Source organism: Amycolatopsis sp. NPDC039088, from assembly GCF_055598845.1.
This window is the reverse complement of record NZ_JBVKAE010000023.1, coordinates 136,757-156,835: the sequence shown is the minus strand read 5'-3', so window position 1 is coordinate 156,835 and position 20,079 is coordinate 136,757. Positions and strand designations below refer to the sequence as shown.

The following is a 20,079-nucleotide window of genomic DNA, read 5'->3' as shown; positions in this document are numbered from 1 at the left end:
CCGTCAGGCCGCGTTGACCTTGACGCTTCCGCTGTCGGTAGTGAGATCGAGCTTGTGCGTGGCCGAACCGGACTGGTTCACGCCGATGTCGCGGCTGCCGCTGTCGGTGGTGCCGCTGACGTTGTAGTCGCCGGAGGGCACGGTGACCTCGATCGAACCGCTGTCACTCCGCGCCGTGACGTCCGCGGCTTTGACCAGTTCGAGTTCGATGCGCCCGCTGTCGGCTTGCGCCTTCACGGTCCCGCCGAGCCGCTCGCCCTTGATGGAACCCGAACTCGCGTGGACGTCGACGTCCTGCCCGAGGTTCTTCAGCTCGACTCGTCCGGAGTCGGCCTTGACCTTCACCGGGCCCGCGACGTCGCTCACCTCGACGTGGCCGGAATCGACCGTTATGTCCACGGTGGACACCCCGGCGATCTCCACCGCGCCGGAGTCCACCCGTCCGGTGACCGGGATCCCCGCGGGGACGATGACGTCGTAGCGGACCTCGCAGCTGGTGCCGCAGCCGGCGAGGACGAGAGTGTCGCCCTCCATACGGAAGGCGTCGCCCGGCTTGTTCCAGCGGTACGAGAACTCCTGGTGCACCTTCGCCGGCCCGTTGCCCGTGCGGATCTTGACGGCGCCTTCGTCGTTGTCGACCCGGACGCTCTTGATCGGCTGGGTCAGCTCGGCGGTCGCCTCCGCGTCGGACGGCCACCACCAGCCGAGGCCGGTGAGGACACCGACGCCGATCAAGGCGATGCCTCCGATTGCGAGGAGTGGGCGCGCCATGGTCTTGAGTCCCTCCAGAGCAGGTTTTCGTGTGCCTCGACGCTAAGGGCCACGCGGCGGGATGGACATAGGGGTAACCCCCGGATTCGTCCCTGATCCCGCACCGGGGTTCTCGGGGTCATAACCTGGCTTGGTCATCTGTTCCACGACCAGGAGGACGCATGCCGCAGGCACCCGATCCGTACGACTTCCTGCCCGATCTGCCTGCCTTCACCTTGAGCAGCACCGACATCGAGGAAGGCGGCTTCCTGCCGACGCCGCAGCTGTCCGGGATCTTCGGGGCGGGCGGTGAAGACCGCTCCCCGCAGCTGTCCTGGGAGGGCTTCCCCGCGGAGACCAAGAGCTTCGCCGTGACCTGCTACGACCCGGACGCCCCGACGGCGAGCGGGTTCTGGCACTGGGCGGTGTTCAACATTCCCGCGTCGGTGACCGCGCTGGCGGCGAACGCGGGCGACGAGGCCGGGTCCGGCCTGCCGAAGGGCGCTGTCACCCTGAAGGGGGACGGCGGCGTGAAGCAGTTCCTCGGGGCCGCCCCGCCGCCCGGGCACGGTCCGCACCGGTACATCTTCGCGGTGCACGCTGTCGACGTCGAGAAGCTGGAAGTCGGCGAAGACGCTACGCCCGCTTTCCTGGGCTTCAACCTCTTCAGCCACGCGATCGCTCGGGCGACCCTGACGGCCCTTCACGAGAACAAGGGCTGAGTCGGCTGCCCGTGTCCCGGCAAAGTCGGGATAGGGCGACGCTGGCCTCTGGCCTCTGGCAGGCCCCGGCGGGGAAGATTCCGGACGTGCAACGTCCGGAATCTTCCCCGGTCAGGATCCTCCCGCTCCTGACTGTCCATAAGGGACACTTCGCGCGACCGTAACGCCCGTTTTGGCTGCTTTTGCGCGGATACACGAGGGGGTCGTGAGTGTTAATGAGGGTTCTGGCCAACGGTGTTTTGGTTACCTACGGCGGGTGAGCTGGGTAGCGCTGGGTCCGTGAGGGACTCCTTGAGGGACCCAGAGTCCCTCAAGGAGTCCTTCACGGACCCGAAACCCCATCACAAACCCCAGCGGCACCACCAGTCACAACAGCGGCGCGCGAAGGACCCCTTCCCTCGGCTCAGCCGAGGAAACTCGACCCTCACACCTTCCGAGCAAGCCCGCAGGCCACGAGTAGGTACCTGAGAGAGGGTTCGTTCTAGACCGAATCGCCACTCACGACCACCTGTACCGCCGATTTCACGTGATCGACCGGATGACACGCGTGATCCGACGGATGGCACGCGTGACTGGATGGACGACACGACACGCGGCCAGGCCTTCACCAACATCGAGCGCTAGACCCGTCCGCCGGGCCGTGCCCGCTCCATGTACTGGCCGTCCGCCGGATCCCCGAAGCCGAACGGGCGGTACAGCTCGTGCGCGTCCGCGGTGTGCAGCATCCACCGGAACTCCGCGCCCGGGCCGTTGTCGATCATCTCCCGCACCAGCTCCTTGCCGAGCCCGGCGCCGCGCGCGTCCTCGACGACGAAGACGTCCGCGAGGTACGCGCTCCCGACGGTGTCCGAGAACGCCCTCGCGAAGCCGACCATGCGGCCGGTCGAAGTCTCGTACGCGCCCACGACGCGCCACGCGTTCCTGACGACCTTCTCGATCATCTCCCGGTCGCGCCACTTGCCCCAGTAAGCGCTGGTGGAAAGGAACTTCCACACCACTTCGAGGTCCACCCGCGCCGGGTCGTCGTCCAGTTCGTAAGCACCGACAGTCCGCATGATCCGAAAATTACCGGGCTGGTCAACGGGGTTTCAGCAGGTAATCCACCACCGGCCGGAGCTCCTCCGCGGACGGCGGCTCGTCGTCGATGAGGCCCTGGATCAGCAGCCCGTCGATACCGGCGAGGAAGACCCGGAACGCGACCTCGTCGTCGTGGCGGACCATCGAGGTCAGCACGTCCAGCCAGCGCCGTGCGGCGGGCCGCAGCTCGGGTTTCCGCGCCGCGAGCAGGTACAGCTCGTACTCCGCCATCGTCCGCCCTCGACGTGGGCCCAACGCCTGCGCGAGCAGTCCGGCGACCTCTTCCGCACCGCGGCTGCCGCGCGAACGGGCCCTGTCGATCATCCAGTAGACCTCGGTCGCCATATCCCTCGCGCACGAGATGAGGGTCGCGATCAGCAGGTCGTCGAGGCTGGAGAAGTGATACGTCGTCGAAGCGGTCGGCACGCCCGCCTCGGTGGCGACCGTCCGATGCGTGACCCCGGCGACGCCGTCCCGCTCGATCACCCGCAGTGCGGCCGCGATGATCTCCTCGCGCCGCTTCTCGCCCCGCGCCTTCCGGCCGTCGACCTGGATCTTCACTTAGTGCGCGCTCCCTGCCTCGATCAACACGACGCCGCCGATCACCAGTGCCAGCCCGCTGATCACCGCGAGGTTGACCGGCTCCTTGAAGAAGACCATGCCGACGGCCGCCACCAGCGCGACACCGGCCGCTGCCCAGATCGCGTAGGCGACGCTCACCGGCACGCCCGCCTTCAGAACGTACGCGAGCGCCACGAACGCGATGGCGTATCCGACGACCACGACGATCGACGGGCCCACCTTGCTGAACCCTTCGGAGAGTTTCAACGACACCGTCGCGGATACCTCTGCGGCGATGGCCAAAGCGAGGAGGAAGTACGCACCCATGTCACAAAAACTACCTGGACGATCGTCTTAAAACAAAGAGAGGTGTACACCACATCGGTGGGACTTGGGCGCGGTCAGTGGGTTACCCATCAGTAAGAAGCATTAGTCTGCCCGAACCACACTCTGTCCACCCACCACCTGGCTTCACTCGGACGAAAGGCACCCGACGATGGGCGCTGTACAGCTGACGCTCGGCGGGATCGCGGTCCTGCTCGGCGTCGTCGCCTGGGGAATGTTCTTCGCGACCATCGCCCGCTTCGTGCGGGTGATCCGCCTCGGTCAGCCGGACTCGACCCGCAACGGCCCGTTCATGCCGCGGATGAAGACCCTGATCAAGGAATTCGCCGCGCACACCCGCATGAACAAGGTCAAAAGCGTCGGACCGGCGCACTGGCTGGTCATGTGGGGCTTCCTGATCGGGTCGCTCGCCCTGTTCGAGGCGTACGGCGAAGTGTTCGTCCCCACGTGGGGCTGGCCCATCCTCGACGACTGGTCGGTCTTCCAGCTGCTCATGGAGCTGCTCGGGGTCGGCACCATCGTCGGCATCCTGGTGCTGATCTGGATCCGCCAGAAGAACCACCCGCGTCGCGCCGACCGGCAGTCCCGTTTCCAGGGCTCCAACTTCAAGTGGGCGTACTTCATCGAAGCCGTCGTGCTCATCGAGGGCATCGGCATCATCGGCGTCCGCGCCGCGAAGTCCGCGCTGAACGTCCACGAGACCCCGGTCTGGGCCGCGTTCGTCTCGCACCCGATCGGCGAGCTGCTGCCAGCCAGCCCGAACCTGGTGTCGGTGTTCGCGTTCGTCAAGCTGATGAGCGCCACCATCTGGCTGTTCGTCATCGCGCGCACGATGACGATGGGCATCGCCTGGCACCGCTTCAGCGCCTTCTTCAACATCTACTTCAAGCGCGAGGCCGACGGCGGCGTCGCGCTGGGCGCGCTCAAGCCGATGATGAGCAACGGCAAGGTGCTCGACCTCGAAGAGGCGGACCCGGACGAGGACACCTTCGGCGTCGGCAAGATCGAGGACTTCAGCTGGAAGGGCTGGCTCGACTTCTCGACCTGTACCGAATGCGGCCGCTGCCAGTCGCAGTGCCCGGCGTGGAACACCGGCAAGCCGCTTTCGCCGAAGCTGCTCATCACCCAGCTTCGCGACCACGCCTACGCGAAGGCGCCGTACCTGCTCGCGGGCGGCAAGCGCGACATGGCCGGTGACGAGATCGGCTTGTCGGGCGACGACATGTACGCGGGCATCGACGTCCTCGCCATCGCGGAGTCCCAGAAGGCCCTCATCGGCGACGACGGCGGCGTCATCGACCCCGAGGTGCTGTGGTCCTGCACCTCCTGCGGCGCCTGTGTCGAGCAGTGCCCGGTGGACATCGAGCACGTCGACCACATCGTGGACATGCGCCGCTACCAGGTGATGATCGAGTCCTCGTTCCCCAGCGAGCTCAACGGGATGTTCAAGAACCTGGAGAACAAGGGCAACCCGTGGGGCCAGAACGCCAAGGACCGGCTCGCCTGGACCGAGGACCTGGACTTCGAGGTGCCGGTGTTCGACGGCGACCTCGGCGACACCGAATACCTCTTCTGGGTCGGCTGTGCCGGCGCGTTCGAGGACCGCGCGAAGAAGACCACGCGCGCCGTCGCGGAACTGCTGCACATCGCGGACGTGAAGTACACCGTGCTCGGCTCCGAGGAGTCCTGCACGGGTGACCCGGCCCGCCGCGCGGGTAACGAGTTCCTGTTCCAGATGCTCGCGCAGCAGAACGTCGAGATCCTGAACTCGGTGTTCGAGGGCCGCGAACGCAAGGAGCGCAAGGTGGTCGTCACCTGCGCCCACTGCTTCAACACGCTCGCGAACGAGTACCCGGAACTGGGCGGCCAGTTCGACGTCGTGCACCACACGCAGCTGCTCAACCGTCTCGTGCGGGAGAAGCACCTGACCCCGGTGGCCCCGGTCGCCGAGGACGTCACCTACCACGACCCCTGCTACCTGGGCCGCCACAACAAGGTCTACGACGCTCCGCGTGAGCTCGTCGGCGCTTCGGGCGCGCAGTTGCGGGAGATGCCGCGTCACGGCGACCGCTCGATGTGCTGTGGCGCCGGCGGTGCGCGGATGTGGATGGAAGAGAAGATCGGCAAGCGGATCAACGTCGAACGCGTGGACGAGGCGCTCGGCACCGCACCGTCGAAGATCGCGACCGGCTGCCCGTTCTGCCGCGTGATGCTCACCGACGGCGTCACCGCGCGCCAGAGCGACGGTCTGGCGAGCGAGAAGGTCGAGGTCGTCGACGTCGCCCAGCTGCTGCTGACCGCGGTCAAGCGGAAGCCGGAACCGCAGTTGGTCCCGGCCGGGGCCCCGTCGCTCGACGGCGTCTCGGATGCCGAACTCGACGGTGAGGCCGACGTGCCCACCGACGAAAAGGCCACCGGTACGCCACTTCCCGAGGAAGACAAGTAGCACGTCCATACCGGAGGGGGCATTCTCTCGCACATAATGCGAGAGAATGTCCTCTCCTGTTTTATCTGGACCAGACCATTCCGTTCCCTTACCCGTTCGGCGGTACACGGCGACGATAAGCTGGCGTTTCCTCGTTGCCGTTGTCGTCCGCGAGGTTCCTTTCGGCGGCACAGAAATGGGGCGAGGAAATCAATGGGCAACCGGCACGAACTCCGTCCGGGCAAGGAACATCGGCTCGCGATGCCGGGCTCGTCGACACCTCGTCAGCCGTCTCGCGCCGCACTCGCCCGGATGGACCAAGAGGCCACCATTCCGAGCATCCCGGCCGCCCGGCGTCCCCCACGGCAGCAGCGGCAACGCACGCGCGTCCGCCCGTACGTCCGCACGGGCGGACGCACACAGTCCAAGCGGAACTTCGCCATCGAAGCGATGATTTCCGTCCGTAACGACGCGCCATGGAACGCGCCGGGGTTCAGCATCGAATTCCATTCGGTCCGATCGCTCTGCCACCGGCCGACTTCGGTCGCCGAAGTGGCCGCGTCACTAAGAGTTCCACTCGGCGTCGCAAAGGTCCTTCTGGGTGATATGGCCGAACTCGGTTTGGTCACCGTTCATGAAACACAGGCTGAATTCGACGGTCATCCGGCACTCGCCTTGATGGAACGTGTCCTCCAGGGTCTGCGTCGTCTGTGAGATCGGCTCGGTCGCACTACGCTACGCAAGGTGAGTGAAGAACCCGGTGGCGAAAGCACCCTGACCGTAGTGCTGGCTGGCGGGGTCAACCTCGCCATCGCGGTGCTGAAACTGATCGCCGGGATCATCACCGGCTCCGGCGCGATGCTCTCGGAAGCCGCGCACTCGGTGGCCGACACGATCACCGAAGTCCTCCTGCTGACCGCGCTGAAACGCTCGGACCGGCCCGCCGACCGCGTCCATCCGTTCGGCTACGGCAAGGAGCGGTACTTCTGGTCGTTGCTCGCGGCGGTGTCGATCTTCGCCTCCGGCGCGATGTTCGCGCTCTACGAAGGCTTCTCGACGGTGTTCGGCGAGGAGACCGAGCAGACCGACCCGATCGTCGGCTACATCGTGCTCGCGATCGCCTTCGTGCTCGAATCGATCTCGTGGGTCCAAGCCGTGCGACAGGTGCGGCGCGACGCCGCCGAAGCGAGCCAGAAGGTCTCGGTCTACCTGCGGATGATCGACGACCCGGCGCCGAAGACCGTCCTGTTCGAGGACTCGGCCGCGCTGATCGGCCTGCTGCTCGCGTTCGCCGGGATCGGCCTGCACCAGCTCACCGGCTCCCACGTCTGGGACGGGGCGGCGTCGATCGCGATCGGTGTCCTGCTGGCGCTCGTCGCCTACGTGCTCGGGCGCACCAACCGCGGGCTGCTGATCGGCAGGCAGGCGGATCCGAGGCTGGTGCGCAACCTGCGGGACCACCTGGTGGCCGCGCCCGAGATCGAGGCCGTCGTCGACCTGCAGACCATGCTCATGGGCACCGACCAGGTCCTCGTGTGCGCCCGCGTCGACTTCGACGACGCACTGGGCGCCGCCGATCTCGAACGCGCCTGTGTCCGCCTGGCGGCCGAGCTGACGACGGAGTTCGGCGACGTCACCGAGGTGTTCATCGAACCGGTCCCGCGCACGGATCCCGAGCTGCGCGCGGCGGTACTGGCCCGCTACGGCGAGATCGCCGAACGATGGGACAAGGGTCAGTAGCCGAAGTCCTGCGTCCAGTACATGCCCTTGGTGTTCACGCCGACGCCGATCTTCTTCAGCTTGCAGTTGAGGATGTTCGCGCGGTGGCCGTCGGAGTTCATCCACGCGTCCATCACCTTCGCGGCCGTCGACTGGCCCTTGGCGATGTTCTCGGCGCCGGGCTTGTCGTAGCCGGCGGCCCGGATGCGCTGGTCGAAGGTGACGCCTTCCGGCGTGTTGTGCGAGAAGTAGTTCCGGGCGGACATGTCGTCGCTGTGGCCCTGCGCCGCGGCGGCGAGATGCGACTCGTTGCTCACCGGCGAACAGCCCGCGTCGGCACGCTCTGCGTTGACGAGATCGACGACCTGGGCGGCGAGCGAGCTGTCCTGCGAGCGAGGCGGCTCCGGCGCCTTGCTGGGGGTCGGCTTCGGCGCCTCGGAAGTCTGAGCGGGCGGCTCGGCCGGAGCCGAGGAAGAGCTGGGCGGGGCGGCGGAGGAAGACGTGGGGGCTTCCGAAGAGGACGTCGGAGCGGACGTACCGGGTGCGGTTCCAGCCGGCGCCGGAGCGGACGTCTGACCGAAGTAGGCGGGAGGCTTCGCGAGGGCGTCGCCGGGTCTGCCCTTGGTGTCGGGCACGCTCAAAGACAGGTTACTCAGCGCAGTGCCCTGGAACCGATCGGTCACCATCAGGTAACTCGCGCTGGCGATCACCCCGCCCAACAAGACGCTGAGCGTGACCAAAAGTAACCGGCTTCGTGTTCTATTGGGGGACACGGGGCCGAAAACTATCACGAACTGGTTACGGCAATACCCCCGAAAGTAGTAATACCGGTCAGCGGTCGCGCTTAGTGCTCTGTTGTTTAGTGATCATTTTGGTCGACTCGTTCGTGATGGCCGCGGCGTCGGCCAAGAACCGGAGCACCGCCTCGAGCTCACCGTCCGCGTACTTCTCGCAGGCCTCGCGGACCGACTTCACCAGGTGATCCCACAACGGGGCGACGTCGGCGATCCGCGCGCTGTCGATCTCGATGAGCACCTTGCGCCGATCGTCGGGATGCGGCTTCCGCACGACGACACCCTTGCTCTCGAGCCTGTCGATGAGCGCGGTGATCGACGCCGGCGCGAGCCCCGAGAGCCGCGCAAGCGCTTTCGGCGTCTGCGGGCCGAGGCGGGCGAGATAGTCGGTCACCTTGCTTTCGACGGCCGAAAGCCCGCGCTGCTCGGCGATCGCCGTATGGAACATGACCGTCTCCGTCGACAGCGCCCGCGAGCCGTTGAGGATCCGCTCGACCAGTTCCGCCCGCTCACTTGACACGCCGTTCAGCCTAGCGGAGTCTTTAGTTCGATAGAACGAATTAGTTTCTAAGAGATTCGATGGGGTGAACTACATGGCGAAGGTACTGATCGCCGGCGGCGGTATCGCGGGCACGATCACGGCGATCGCACTGCACGAAACGGGCCACGAAGCGGTGATCCATGAGGCGTACGAGAGGACCGCTGAAGGAGTCGGCGCGTTTCTGACCCTCGCGGTCAACGGACTCGACGCACTGGCACCGTTGGGCCTGAAAGACCTGGTCAAAGACCTCGGCTTCGCCACGCCGCGGATCAAGATGCACTTGGGGAACGGACGCGAAATCGCGGACCTCCCCCTGGGCGGACCGCTGGAGGACGGCACCGTGAGCCAAACCGTGCTGCGCTCCGACCTGTACATCGGCCTACGCGACGAAGCCGTCAGACGCGGCATCGAGGTCCACTACGGCAAACGTTTGGCTGACGCGCGAGAGACCGGCGACGGCGTACGTGTGACGTTCGAGGACGGCACGTCGTCCGAGGGCGACCTGCTGGTCGGCGCGGACGGGCTCCGCTCACGGACGCGTCGGATCATCGACCCGCAAGCCCCGTCGCCGCGCTACGTTCCGCTGCTGAACACCGGTGGAGTGGCCGAGGGCCTGCGGCTCGACGACGAACCCGGCGTCATGCACATGACCTTCGGCAAGCGGCTGTTCTTCGCGCACGTCGTCCATCCGGATGGCGGCGTCTGGTGGTTCGCGAACGTGCCCCGGAAGCAAGAGCCGTCCCAGTCCGACCTCGCCGGAATGACCGGCGACGCCTGGCGTGAGGACCTGATCCGGCGACTCGCGGTGGACCGCACCCCCGCCGCCGAGATCGTGCGCGCGACGCGGGAGATCTACCGGCCATGGGCGACGTACGACTTCCCGAGCGTGCCGACCTGGCGAACGGAACGGATGGTGATCATCGGCGACGCCGCCCACGCGACCTCACCGGCGGCGGGTCAGGGTGCCGCGATGGCCATCGAGGACGCCGTCACGCTGGCGCGATGCCTGCGTGACGTGCCCTCGATCCCGAAGGCGCTCGCCGCCTACGAAGGACTACGACGCGAGCGCGTGGAGGCCGTCGTCGAGCGCGGCAAGCGCAACGGCGACGCGAAAGCGGTCGGGCCCGTCGGACGGGTGATCCGGGACTTCTTCATCACGCGAGCGTTCAAGAACCCGCCGAAGGAGGATCCGAACGCCTTCATGTGGCAGCACCGGATCGAATGGGAAGCGCCCGCGGGTTAGAGCGCTACCTCCAGGTGTCCACGCGGTGGAAGTTCTTGTACGCGCGGCTCGGGGTCGGCCCCCGCTGGCCCTGGTAACGCGAGCCCGCCTCGTTCGAGCCGTACGGGAACTCCGCCGCGCTGGACAGGCGGAAGATGCAGAGCTGGCCGATCTTCATTCCCGGCCAGAGCGTGATCGGCAGGTTCGCCACGTTCGACAGTTCGAGGGTGATGTGGCCCGAGAAACCCGGGTCGATGAAACCCGCCGTGGAGTGGGTGAGCAGGCCGAGGCGGCCGAGGGAGGACTTGCCCTCCAGACGCCCGGCGAGGTCGTCGGCGAGCGTGACGGTCTCATAGGTGGAGCCGAGGACGAACTCGCCGGGGTGGAGGACGAAGGGGTCTTCGCCCTCCTTCTCGACCAGCGACGTCAGCTCGTCCTGCTGGAGCTGCGGGTCGATGTGCGTGTACTTGCTGTTGTCGAACACGCGGAAGTAGCGGTCGAGGCGCACGTCGATGCTCGACGGCTGGACCATCGTCGGGTCGAACGGGTCGACGCCGAGACGGCCGGCGTCGAGCTCTTTACGGAGGTCACGGTCGCTGAGGAGCACGCGATCAGCGTAGTCAAGCTGCCTTCATGTGCCTGCCGTAGGTCGGGTCGAGCCGGAAGACCTTGGTGACCTGGCGGAGATAATGACGTCGGCCGGCGGCACCGAGACGCTCCTGAAGCGCCGTCGCCCCCGGCACCAGCCGCCGGACGGTCTCCGCGGCGAAGTTGACACCCGCCACCGCGACCACGGCCGCCTGCGCGATCGGATCGTCGGGCAGCTCCAGGAAGTCGGCGTTGGTCTTGCCCAGCAGCAGCCTGCTGATCGACCCGTGCGCCGCGACCGACACGTGCGACAGGACCTTGCCGACCGCGCCCCGGCCCTCGCCGATCGCGGCATGGGACTTCATGAGCGCCCTGGCGAGCCGCTTCGAGTCGTCGTCGGGGATGAACTCGGTGGTGGCGAGCAGCCACAGCAGACGCCAGGCGTCGTCCTCGCCCGCGGGCAGGAGCTCCTCGTCGACGCCCATCAGCCAGCCGACGTAACGCCAAAGATGCAGGATGTCGGCGCGCTCGCGGGCGCTGTAGCGGAGCCCGAGCAGTTGCGTGCCGAAGACGTAGACGAGGGAGAAGAGCAGGAGTGTGCCCGCGGTCTGGACCTGATTGACCGGCTTGTCCCAAGCGGCGTAATCCCAGTCCTCGCGGCGATTCATGGCCGCGCGGACGTGCGCGTGCACGATCCGCACCCGCAACGCGGACTCGTACCCGCGCCCGCCGGGCACGAGCGCGCCCGGCGTGGTCACGTCGATCCACCACGTCGCCGTCTCGACGAGCCGCCGCGCCGCCTTGTACTCGATCTCACCGGTGCCGACGAGCGACTTCGTGGCCCGCGAGGCGAGGTAGCCGCCCATCAACGAGACGTCGCCCAGCGGAAAGAGACCGAGCAACCCGGCACGCGTGACCGCCCGCGCTCCGCGGTCCAGCCTGTCCGGGTCGACCCAGTACGGCGTCGCCTCGACGTTGCGGAAGAAGGCTTCGAGCTCCTTCGGCGGACCCTCGACGCTGTCGATACCTTGTCGCAGCGCCTGTTCGAACTGCCTTTGCGCGCCTTTTCGCAGCAATGGCACCAGCACGTCGGCCGCCGGATCCTCCCGCTGCGCGAACCTCCGAAGCCGGGCCACCTGGCGCTCGTCACCCCTGATGTCACCTTCGATGAACAACCTCGACGCGACCCGGAACCCGCCTTGGCGGAACAGCTCGGGGTCGGGCAGCCTCTCGTCCATCCGGCTCACCTCCGACGTAGACAACAAGTGTTGTCACTTGACGGCGGCGACGTCAAGATGGGGTGGGGCTTGGCAAGGGGAGATCCGGACCATGTATGCTGACCGGGCACTGCGGATGTAGTTCAATGGTAGAACATCAGCTTCCCAAGCTGAATACGCGGGTTCGATTCCCGTCATCCGCTCTCACGCGAAAGCCCCAGGTCAGTGGATGTCCACTGTGGACCTGGGGCTTTCGCTTTTGCTGACACTTCTCGCGAGCAGCTGATGTACGCCGCCGCGTGAAGTTGCGCCCTCTCGATGACAGCCGACAAGCTCGCACGGCCGACTCTCAAGCCAGGATCCTGACCGACCCGGAGACCCACATGCCCGAGCACTCGACCAACCTGCCGGACGATCTTCGCGCCGACGTCCAGACGCTCTGGGACTACCACGACATGCACCACGAACTCCGGCCCGCCGAGGTCGGGATCGGGCTCGGCAGTCACGATCTCGGGGTCGCGACCTTCACCGCGGAACTGTTCCACGCCGGAATGTTCCCGCTCATCGTCTTCACCGGCGCCAACGCACCGACGACCGTCGAACGGTTTCCGCGCGGCGAGGCAGTTCACTACCGCCAACACGCGCTTGAGCTGGGCGTGCCCGATGACGCCATCTTGGTCGAGCCTGAGGCGCGGAACACCGGTGACAACGTCACGCTTACCCGGGAGCTGCTGGAGTCTCGCGGCCTTGAGGTCGGGTCGGTCGTTCTCATCTCGCGGCCGTACCAACAGCGACGGGCCTACGCGACCTGCAAGAAGCTCTGGCCCGAGGTCGACGTCATCTGCGCTTCGCGGCCACTCCCGCTGGATGAGTACATCAAGAGCATCGGCGACGTGGACCGCGTCATCAACATGCTGGTCGGCGACACCCAACGCATCACCGTCTACGCCCAGCAGGGCTTCGCGATTGAGCAAGAAGTCCCGGCACGCGTTCAAGCCGCCTACGAAAATCTGGTCCGGGCAGGCTATACAAATCGGCTACTCTGACCCGCAACCGGTGAAGTCCAAGCCTCAAAGCGCGACATATCGGCGTCCGGCCCTCACAACGTCGACACATCGCCGCTACCATCAGTTGGATAACTTTCTGACAACCCGCGTAGCGCCATCACTTTAGCAAGCGACCACCAAAGACCCATGGCAGCGGAGGCGCGATGACTGAACCCGAAAATTACGAGTACGACGTCGCAGTATCTTTTTCAGGTGAAGACCGTGACTATGTTCGGAGCGTAGTCGATGAATTAAAGAAGTCTGACATAAAGGTCTTTTACGAGGAAGACAGCGCATCCGAGATGCGAGGCGAGAACCTCGTCGATTTCTTGCAGGCAGTCTATAAAAGCGAGCCCGCTTCGCAATACTATTTGTATCACAGCATTACGTAGCAAAGAAGTGGCCAAATCACGAACGGCAGGCAGTGCAAGAAAGAGCCCTTCAAGAATCATCTCCCTATATTCTGCCGATTCGCCTCGACAACACAGGGATTCCGGGCCTACATGGAATGATCTCATATCTAGGCGCACGATCTATTGGAATCGACGGGAACGAGAATCTCCGTAAGGCCGTCAAACTCCAGGCGAAGATGAGCGCAAACCCCGATCGAACAGATTCGAATGCTTGTCAACAATTCAATTGTTCAAGCGGATCAAGTAATCGGCACCCTGGAGAGAGGGGGTCGAGTCAACTTCGAAATAAGACTTGAGCTAAGCCTAGACAACACAATGGCCGCGGAGCATGAAGAACTACTTGCTAATTTCGTAGCCGAAGACTGATAACAGCACACAATAGAACGACCGCACAACAAGTACCTCCTACCAGAAATGAGGGTTCTCATGGAGTTCTTATACAAAGACCTTGGCATGCGCACGACAGGCGACAGGATCAAATTCGCCATCACAGGAAATGCAATAAATGTACGATTGATGACGGCAACAAACTTCTCTGCCTATAAATCTGGCCGCCAGTTCGAATCATACGGCGGCCAGGCCACCCGATCTCCGGTCATTCTGAAGATCCCTACCTCGGGACACTGGTACGGAGTAGTTGACTTTGGCGGCAACGCCGGGAACAGCCAAGTCGCTATTAGCATTATCTAATTAATTGCACGCGAACCGTAATTCGGCGTCTGACAGTCCGGCAGCCAAAGACGGCACTTCTTGCCGAACTTGGCTCTATAGGGATCGAGTCGCCGCCACCGGCGGCGCGCACGTCACCACGCACGGCGCCCCGCCCCATGCGACACGGACGGCCTGCCGCTCCGCTCCGGCCGCCGGTCGTGGGCGGCCCGCCGAACCCGAAACTGGATGGTGGCAACGGCCGCGTGCTGGGCTTCGTATTGGGGCGACGGGAAGATCTGGGTGGGCACTGGCCACGCTGAAGGGGATATGAGAACTGCCCCAGTCAAGGGCGCTTAGAACGACGGTACCTCCGCCAATTGACGACGAAGGCAATCACAAGGCCCACTGTAAGCACTTTGTACAACACGCGAGGGTCACCATCGACCACAATGTTCCTAATCGCGATCCAAACCGCTGCAATTGCTCCTACCAGCAACGCAAGAACATATGCCACTGATCAACCCACCTCACTATTGGCCGCCGGCGTAGAGCGCGCCCGGTTTCGACGGCACCCCCTAGTCGTCAGCGTGCGCCGAAGCGTTACTCGCGCAGTTACCTTTGGCATCGAGTGTTCGCCGTAGTTCGTGCCGTTAGCGTGCCATAAGGCCGGTCAACCAAGGTCAACGGCGGGCACGACGAGACAGGCCCATCCGCAGGTCAGGGCCACTTTCCAGCATGACCACCCCGGTTCCAAAGCTGAAAACACCGGTTCAGTTCCCGCCATCCGCTCTCACGCGAAAGCCCCAGGTCAGCAGATGTCCACTTAGGACCTGTGGCTTTCGCTTTTGCTGATGTTTCTCGCAGGCAACTGACGGCCTGAGCTTCGTCGGCAGTACCCACCGGGAGATCGGGTACTTCTCCACGAGGTCTGCTGCCCGTGCGATGTCAGGCGAGCATCATGAACTCGACAGTCCATAAGCCCACCAACCACGTCACGAACAAATCGGGATTTCCGTGCGGCGTTCGTAATCATCGCGCCGACTTGCTCGATCCTCCGCCGAGTTCGTGACGGGCTAGCTCCTTGGCGCGCTGACCGAGCTGGCGGTCACCATCGAACACACCGACAGTGCGAAAACGACGACGCGGCGGCTCAGTGCCCGGCTGCACCTCGGTCAGTTGCCCGAGCGCTGCCGCCGCGACAGACACCCGCTCATCGCGGACGGCATCGAGCAGGCGAAGAGCCTCTTCGTGAGGAGCGCCCAGGTCTGGATTTTCGCCAGCCGTCATACCCTCATTCTAGTCGCGGCCAGCGCCGCAGACCGACCTGTTAGATCGACGGTGATCGACGATGGACCGGATCTGTACCACTCCCTGTTACGTTCCGCACCGTGCCAAGAATTCCGGGTGACAGCACAGCGGCTGCCTTACTGACCGTGCTGGCGGGCGCGCTGGTACTTCCGCTCTTGCTGTTCGGCGGGATCTTTCTCGCTATCGGCCTGAACACGGGCAGCGACCCGGGGCCGTACACGGTCGTTTTCGCCAAGCCGGGTGACGAATGCGGGGCGAAAGGGCAGTATCTCGACGCGTCCACCGGCAAGCCGCTGCAGTGCTTGGGTCCTGGATTGCTCCGGACGGCTTCGCTCGAATTCCCCGGTTTCTCCCGTGATCAGAACGACAACGTTCGCAACTGGCTGGCCACGTTGGCGAGGGACGGTGAGCTCAGCGTCTTCGATCACCGCGCGGTCCAGAACAGGATCGACGAGATCGCGGCCGGATTGCCGCCGGGGACGCGGGTCGAGCGGGAATCCGGCGCGACGGAGATCTGGATCGGCGCGGGTTTGGCGGGCGCCGGGCTGCTCTTGGGTTCCGGCTTCGCCTGGCGGTGGCTCCAGAACCGCCGGACGACTTATTGACTACGGTGCGGGACATGGAGATCCGCGAATTCACGGACGACGACTGGCGGCAGGTGTGGCCGATCGTGCGCGAGGTCGTACGTGCGGCGGACACCTATACCTACGACCCGACTCTCACCGAAGAAGCCGCGCGCGGCACGTGGATCGGGACGTCACCGAGCCGGACGGTGGTCGCGGTCGAGGGCGGCCGGGTGCTCGGTACGGCGAAGATGGGCCCGAACCGTGATGGGCCCGGGTCGCATGTGTCGACGGCCAGTTTCATGGTGGACAAGGACGTTCGCGGTAAGGGCGTCGGCAGCGCGTTGTGCGCGCATGTCCTCGATTGGGCCCGGGAACAGGGTTTCGCGGGGATGCAGTTCAACGCTGTCGTCGAATCCAACGCCGCCGGGATCCGAGTCTACGAACGGCTCGGGTTCAAGATCGTCGGGACGGTGCCGGGCGCGTTCGAGCACCCGACGCTGGGACGCATCGGGCTGCACGTCATGTACTGCGACTTCGGCTGAGGGTCAGCCTTCGACGAGTTCCCACGGGGCGTCTGCGCTGGCGCGGTCGTACACCTGGCCGGGTGCGGCGCTCAGCACCAGCGCGACGTCCGGATACAACGTGACGGCGTGCTCCATCTCCAGGGCTTCGACCTCGAAGTCCTCGTTCTCCGGCACCTGGAAACCGACGAACAGCCAGGTGCCGTCGGCCTCGCGGACGACCTGACGCACGGCGCGGGCCGGGGTGGCGGGATCGGTGGAGATCTCGGCGAGTTCCGCGCTCACCTGCACTTCTTCCAGCGGCGAGCCCGGGTGCGTCCACGCCGCCAGACGGGCGGCGCGTACCAGGAGGTCTTCGTCATCGTCATCGGAGTCCGCGACCGAACTCAGCAGCCACGCGCGCCGCTCCGGATCCCAGTCGGCGGCCATGCCGGTGGGGAGGTCGGCGAGTGCGGCGATTTCGGGGATGAGGTCCACCGCTTCGCGCAGGGGCAGCGAGCCGAACGCGTCCCGGTTGAGTTCCATGTCTTCGGAGAACTCGTTGCCGTCGCTGATGAACCAGTCACCGTCGTCGTCCAGCACGACGAACGCGAGGTTCGACGGATCCTCCACCAGCGACCGGGAGATGATGACCGGCGACTCCGGATCCTGACGCATCGGCCAGTTCTCGCTCGACATGCTGGGCTCCCAACGGGGTTGTCCGGCTTTGAGGCACCATCCCACCATCTGCGGACTTCCCGTCGCGCACCGGCTCAGCGGAAGTAGCGGCGATAGCCCTCGGCCACGGTTTCGAACCCGCACGACCGGTAGAAGGCATGCGCGTCGACGCGGTCGGAACGGGAGATCAACTGCACCTTGTAGCAGTCTTCCCGCACGGCGAGGGCGCTCACTTCCTCGAACAACCGCGTCGCGACACCGGTTCTGCGCCGCGAAGCCGCGACAACCACGTTCTCGACGAGCATGAACGGGCGCCCGCCGCGGGTGAGGTTGTCGAGGATCGAGCAGTCGGCCGTGCCGGCGATCATGCCGTCGTGTTCGGCCACCAGGATCGTGCGGCCGGGCTGGTCCGCGATTCGCCGCCACATGGCGAGCCCCCGCTCGGCAGGCAGCGGCGGATCTTCCGGATGCAGTTCCGCGTACAACGCGAGCAGGCCGGGAAGGTCGGTTTCGGTCGCCGGTCGGATCATTCGCTGAGATCGTATTCGTCGACGTCCAGCGCGGCGGCGGCTTCGGTGAGGAACGCGAGCACGGCCGGCGAGAGGTGCCAGCCGAACTCCTCGCCGCCGTCGCGGTGGTGGAAGTAGCGAACGACTTGCAGTACGGCGCTCGCGCCTTCGTCCACCAGCGTCCGGATTCCCGGCCGGACCGGGGCGAGCCTGCCGATCACGCTCTCGATCTGGTCGTCGACCGGTCCCGAACCCCGATGCGTCACCTTCCAGGCGTGCATCCGCGGCAATCGGTGTTCGGCCGACCGTGAACCCAGTACCAGGACCTCGTCCGGCTGCATGCCGAGCCGCGCCGTGATCTCCACGGCGGACACGGTTTCGCTCTTCAAAGCGAAGTAGCAGTACTGGTGGACCTTCATACGCCCCGGACCATAGCTTTCGGGCAAGCTGACGAGGTGAAACGTGATCAATCGCTTATCGAACACCTCTCGGGACAACGCGTTAAACGGTGGCTACTCGAAGGCGTCGCCCAATAGTCTGGAAAGTCCGATACCGATCTGGGGATGGGACGATGCTGACCGGTGAACTGACCCGCTTGCGGCCGCTAGAACCTGAAGACGCCGACACGGTGTGGCGCTGGCACAACGATCCGGAAGTCAACCGCTGGCTTGTCGCCGACCATCCGGAATCGCTCGCCCAGATCCGCGAGCGGTTCGCCAAACGGAGGCCCAACAGCTACGAATCGATGGACTTCGCCATCGAGAGTCTCGCCGTCGGCACGTTGATCGGCACCTGCAGGCTGCGTGACGCCACGCCGGAACAGGGCCGCGCCGAACTCGACATCTATATCGGCGAGAAGGACCACTGGGGCGGTGGCTACGGCACCGACGCCATGCGCACGCTCTGCCGCTACGGCTTCGACGTGATGCGGCTGCACATGATCGCGCTGTGGGTCGTCGTCGACAACGAGGCCGCGATCCACGTCTACAAGAAACTCGGGTTCCAGGTGGACGGCAGGCACCGGCAGGCATTCCGCGGCCCGACCGGCCAGTGGCACGACGAGTACCTGATGAGCCTGCTCGAAGGGGAACTCCGCTAGTCGTCCAGTCCTTTCGTGAGCCTGGCGGGTGCCTTCATCCGCCAGGCCTCCTCGATGAGCTCGCGCAACTGTGCTTTGTCGACCTTCTCCAGGTCGACGAGGATCGCGCCGTAGCCGTCGTAATGCGGGGTGGTGAAGTACGCGGGATCACCGGTGGCCAGCAGGGCCTCCTTCTCCGCGTGCTCGCACAGCAGCATCAGCCCGCCCTCGGCCTCGGTGCGGAGCCGGGCGAAGTTCTTGCCCGCGACCTTGAGCGACGGCGTGCGATACGACGTGGACTCCTCGACCTCCGGCAGCCTGCCCGCCAGTGCCACGACTTCTTCCCAGGTCGTCATGGCGGCCATTGTGCCCTGGATCACAAGTGTTGGGCGATAGCCGCGGAATCAGAACATCGTGTTGTCGTTGGCGGACGTCGCGGGCACGTCCTGCACCACGTCCCAGTGCTCGGCGATCTTCCCGTCCGGACGCACGCGGAAGATGTCCACAACGGACTGACCGCGGTCGTCGGGGCCGGTCCGGTAGTGGGCGTGGACCGCGACGAGGTCTCCCTCGGCGATGACGCGCTTGCGCTCCACGGTCAGCTGCGGAAACTGCTGGAAGAACGCGGCGAACGTCTCCCGCAGACCCGCCACGCCGCTGGGGATGGCGGGGTTGTGCTGGTGATACTCCGGCGCGAGGCGTTCGACGGCGTCGACGTCCTTGCGGACGAGGAGCTGGTCGAAGTAGGCGGTGACGATCGACCTGCTGCACGACGTCAGCCAGTGCGGACCCGGCTCGTTCGTCCGCGGTGAGCTGACCGTGGAGAACATGTCGTTGCCGCTGACGGACGTGGCCGGCACCTCCTGCACGGTGTCCCAATGCTCGGCGATCATGTCGTTCCGGTCGAAGCGGAAGATGTCGACCACGGCGGAGCCGCGCGTGCCGGGGGTGAGCACCAGGTTGGAATGCACCAGGACCAGGTCACCGTCGGCGATCACCCGCTTGATGTCGTACTCGAGGTCCGGGAACTGCGCGGTCAACGGGCCGGCGAGGGCCTTGAGTGCCGCGGTGCCGTCGGGCGCCAACGGGTTGTGCTGGATGTAGTCGGGACGGATGTGGCGGTCCACGACCGACACGTCGCCATCCTCGAAGAGACGCTTGAGCACCTGCACGGTGATGGCTTTGTGCTTTTCGAGTGCGCTCGGGTGCCAGGAGTGCACCGGTGTCGCCGCGACGGACGGCGACACAAGCCCGGTCATGGCGCCGAGGGTCACGGCCAGCACGGCGACCACCCTTTTGGACAGGACGGTGATGGGGCGCATATCTGGTCCTCCGATGTTCCGGTGTCAGCGACAGCATACGCCACACT

General features: G+C 65.4%; 24 protein-coding genes, 1 tRNA gene and 1 pseudogene. 12 read left to right on the top strand and 14 right to left on the bottom strand.

Features of this window, described 5'->3' with window-relative positions; genetic code table 11:
- Nucleotides 1-3: 3 nt before the first annotated feature.
- Complete coding sequence (locus ACZ7KI_RS27665; protein ID WP_470275971.1) at nt 4-771, bottom strand: DUF4097 family beta strand repeat-containing protein; 768 nt, start codon at nt 769-771, stop codon at nt 4-6.
- Nucleotides 772-932: 161 nt separating this feature from the next.
- Here ACZ7KI_RS27665 and ACZ7KI_RS27660 point away from each other — a divergent pair, with 161 nt between their 5' ends.
- Nucleotides 933-1,472, top strand: a complete 540-nt coding sequence (locus ACZ7KI_RS27660) for a YbhB/YbcL family Raf kinase inhibitor-like protein (RefSeq protein ID WP_470275970.1) — start codon at nt 933-935, stop codon at nt 1,470-1,472.
- A 620-nt stretch (nt 1,473-2,092) separates the two neighbouring features.
- Here ACZ7KI_RS27660 and ACZ7KI_RS27655 read toward each other — a convergent pair.
- The 3 genes from ACZ7KI_RS27655 to ACZ7KI_RS27645 are packed head-to-tail and all read right to left on the bottom strand — an operon-like array spanning nt 2,093 to nt 3,437.
- Complete coding sequence (locus ACZ7KI_RS27655) at nt 2,093-2,527, bottom strand: GNAT family N-acetyltransferase (RefSeq protein ID WP_470275969.1); 435 nt, start codon at nt 2,525-2,527, stop codon at nt 2,093-2,095.
- A gap of 22 nt (nt 2,528-2,549) precedes the next feature.
- Nucleotides 2,550-3,110, bottom strand: a complete 561-nt coding sequence (locus ACZ7KI_RS27650) for a TetR/AcrR family transcriptional regulator (RefSeq protein WP_181775333.1) — start codon at nt 3,108-3,110, stop codon at nt 2,550-2,552.
- Nucleotides 3,111-3,437, bottom strand: a complete 327-nt coding sequence (locus ACZ7KI_RS27645; protein ID WP_470275968.1) for a DMT family transporter — start codon at nt 3,435-3,437, stop codon at nt 3,111-3,113.
- Between the two features lie 169 nt (nt 3,438-3,606).
- On the opposite strand from ACZ7KI_RS27645, the gene ACZ7KI_RS27640 reads away from it, so the two are divergent.
- The 3 genes from ACZ7KI_RS27640 to ACZ7KI_RS27630 all read left to right on the top strand — a co-directional run bounded on the left by ACZ7KI_RS27640 (nt 3,607) and on the right by ACZ7KI_RS27630 (nt 7,620).
- On the top strand, nt 3,607-5,901 hold the full coding sequence (locus ACZ7KI_RS27640) for a (Fe-S)-binding protein (RefSeq protein ID WP_470275967.1): 2,295 nt from the start codon (nt 3,607-3,609) through the stop codon (nt 5,899-5,901).
- Nucleotides 5,902-6,093: 192 nt separating this feature from the next.
- On the top strand, nt 6,094-6,594 hold the full coding sequence (locus ACZ7KI_RS27635) for a DUF742 domain-containing protein (protein WP_061981795.1): 501 nt from the start codon (nt 6,094-6,096) through the stop codon (nt 6,592-6,594).
- A 30-nt stretch (nt 6,595-6,624) separates the two neighbouring features.
- Nucleotides 6,625-7,620 (top strand): cation diffusion facilitator family transporter, encoded by a 996-nt coding sequence (locus ACZ7KI_RS27630; RefSeq protein WP_470275966.1) that lies wholly within the window; start codon nt 6,625-6,627, stop codon nt 7,618-7,620.
- Here the strand turns inward: ACZ7KI_RS27630 and ACZ7KI_RS27625 are convergent.
- Nucleotides 7,614-8,309 (bottom strand): CAP domain-containing protein, encoded by a 696-nt coding sequence (locus ACZ7KI_RS27625; RefSeq protein ID WP_470275986.1) that lies wholly within the window; start codon nt 8,307-8,309, stop codon nt 7,614-7,616. The two genes, ACZ7KI_RS27630 and ACZ7KI_RS27625, sit on opposite strands and share 7 nt — an antisense overlap.
- Before the next feature lie 121 nt (nt 8,310-8,430).
- Nucleotides 8,431-8,913, bottom strand: a complete 483-nt coding sequence (locus tag ACZ7KI_RS27620; RefSeq protein WP_470275965.1) for a MarR family winged helix-turn-helix transcriptional regulator — start codon at nt 8,911-8,913, stop codon at nt 8,431-8,433.
- A gap of 73 nt (nt 8,914-8,986) precedes the next feature.
- Between ACZ7KI_RS27620 and ACZ7KI_RS27615 the strand changes: the two genes are divergently transcribed.
- The gene (locus tag ACZ7KI_RS27615) at nt 8,987-10,177 is read left to right on the top strand and encodes an FAD-dependent oxidoreductase (RefSeq protein WP_470275964.1); all 1,191 of its coding nucleotides are present in this window, start codon (nt 8,987-8,989) and stop codon (nt 10,175-10,177) included.
- Between the two features lie 4 nt (nt 10,178-10,181).
- Here the strand turns inward: ACZ7KI_RS27615 and dcd are convergent, their stop codons facing one another.
- Both dcd and ACZ7KI_RS27605 read right to left on the bottom strand, forming a co-directional pair.
- Nucleotides 10,182-10,763 carry a dCTP deaminase gene (gene dcd / locus ACZ7KI_RS27610; RefSeq protein ID WP_125679521.1) on the bottom strand — a complete coding sequence of 194 codons (582 nt, stop codon included), beginning with the start codon at nt 10,761-10,763 and terminating at the stop codon, nt 10,182-10,184.
- A gap of 13 nt (nt 10,764-10,776) precedes the next feature.
- Entirely contained in the window at nt 10,777-11,982 is a 1,206-nt protein-coding gene (locus tag ACZ7KI_RS27605) for an oxygenase MpaB family protein (protein WP_470275963.1), read from the bottom strand.
- 111 nt (nt 11,983-12,093) lie between these two features.
- Here ACZ7KI_RS27605 and ACZ7KI_RS27600 point away from each other — a divergent pair.
- The 4 genes and pseudogenes from ACZ7KI_RS27600 to ACZ7KI_RS27585 all read left to right on the top strand — a co-directional run bounded on the left by ACZ7KI_RS27600 (nt 12,094) and on the right by ACZ7KI_RS27585 (nt 14,110).
- Nucleotides 12,094-12,164: transfer RNA gene (locus ACZ7KI_RS27600), tRNA-Gly, on the top strand.
- A gap of 180 nt (nt 12,165-12,344) precedes the next feature.
- Entirely contained in the window at nt 12,345-13,007 is a 663-nt protein-coding gene (locus ACZ7KI_RS27595; protein ID WP_470275962.1) for a YdcF family protein, read from the top strand.
- 361 nt (nt 13,008-13,368) lie between these two features.
- Nucleotides 13,369-13,716, top strand: a pseudogene (locus ACZ7KI_RS27590) (hypothetical protein); the annotation flags it as partial.
- A gap of 118 nt (nt 13,717-13,834) precedes the next feature.
- Nucleotides 13,835-14,110, top strand: coding sequence for a DUF1883 domain-containing protein (locus ACZ7KI_RS27585; protein WP_470275961.1), 276 nt, complete (start codon nt 13,835-13,837; stop codon nt 14,108-14,110).
- A gap of 990 nt (nt 14,111-15,100) precedes the next feature.
- Here ACZ7KI_RS27585 and ACZ7KI_RS27580 read toward each other — a convergent pair.
- Nucleotides 15,101-15,358: a hypothetical protein gene (locus ACZ7KI_RS27580; RefSeq protein ID WP_470275960.1), complete on the bottom strand. Its 258-nt coding sequence runs from the start codon at nt 15,356-15,358 to the stop codon at nt 15,101-15,103.
- Between the two features lie 101 nt (nt 15,359-15,459).
- On the opposite strand from ACZ7KI_RS27580, the gene ACZ7KI_RS27575 reads away from it, so the two are divergent.
- Nucleotides 15,460-15,984: a hypothetical protein gene (locus tag ACZ7KI_RS27575; RefSeq protein ID WP_470275959.1), complete on the top strand. Its 525-nt coding sequence runs from the start codon at nt 15,460-15,462 to the stop codon at nt 15,982-15,984.
- Nucleotides 15,985-15,998: 14 nt separating this feature from the next.
- On the top strand, nt 15,999-16,487 hold the full coding sequence (locus ACZ7KI_RS27570; protein ID WP_470275958.1) for a GNAT family N-acetyltransferase: 489 nt from the start codon (nt 15,999-16,001) through the stop codon (nt 16,485-16,487).
- A gap of 3 nt (nt 16,488-16,490) precedes the next feature.
- On the opposite strand, the gene ACZ7KI_RS27565 is transcribed toward ACZ7KI_RS27570, so the two are convergent.
- From ACZ7KI_RS27565 to ACZ7KI_RS27555, 3 genes are all read right to left on the bottom strand, one after another.
- Entirely contained in the window at nt 16,491-17,144 is a 654-nt protein-coding gene (locus ACZ7KI_RS27565; RefSeq protein WP_470275957.1) for a hypothetical protein, read from the bottom strand.
- Between the two features lie 74 nt (nt 17,145-17,218).
- Nucleotides 17,219-17,653 carry a GNAT family N-acetyltransferase gene (locus ACZ7KI_RS27560; protein WP_470275956.1) on the bottom strand — a complete coding sequence of 145 codons (435 nt, stop codon included), beginning with the start codon at nt 17,651-17,653 and terminating at the stop codon, nt 17,219-17,221.
- Nucleotides 17,650-18,051 carry a DUF4279 domain-containing protein gene (locus ACZ7KI_RS27555; protein WP_470275955.1) on the bottom strand — a complete coding sequence of 134 codons (402 nt, stop codon included), beginning with the start codon at nt 18,049-18,051 and terminating at the stop codon, nt 17,650-17,652. Before ACZ7KI_RS27555 ends, ACZ7KI_RS27560 begins: the two co-directional genes overlap by 4 nt.
- 152 nt (nt 18,052-18,203) lie before the next feature.
- Here ACZ7KI_RS27555 and ACZ7KI_RS27550 point away from each other — a divergent pair, with 152 nt between their 5' ends.
- Nucleotides 18,204-18,731, top strand: coding sequence for a GNAT family N-acetyltransferase (locus tag ACZ7KI_RS27550; protein WP_470275954.1), 528 nt, complete (start codon nt 18,204-18,206; stop codon nt 18,729-18,731).
- Here ACZ7KI_RS27550 and ACZ7KI_RS27545 read toward each other — a convergent pair.
- Both ACZ7KI_RS27545 and ACZ7KI_RS27540 read right to left on the bottom strand, forming a co-directional pair.
- On the bottom strand, nt 18,728-19,066 hold the full coding sequence (locus ACZ7KI_RS27545) for an MmcQ/YjbR family DNA-binding protein (RefSeq protein ID WP_470275953.1): 339 nt from the start codon (nt 19,064-19,066) through the stop codon (nt 18,728-18,730). The genes ACZ7KI_RS27550 and ACZ7KI_RS27545 overlap by 4 nt on opposite strands.
- 48 nt (nt 19,067-19,114) lie before the next feature.
- Nucleotides 19,115-20,032, bottom strand: a complete 918-nt coding sequence (locus tag ACZ7KI_RS27540; RefSeq protein WP_470275952.1) for a nuclear transport factor 2 family protein — start codon at nt 20,030-20,032, stop codon at nt 19,115-19,117.
- Nucleotides 20,033-20,079 lie beyond the last annotated feature (47 nt).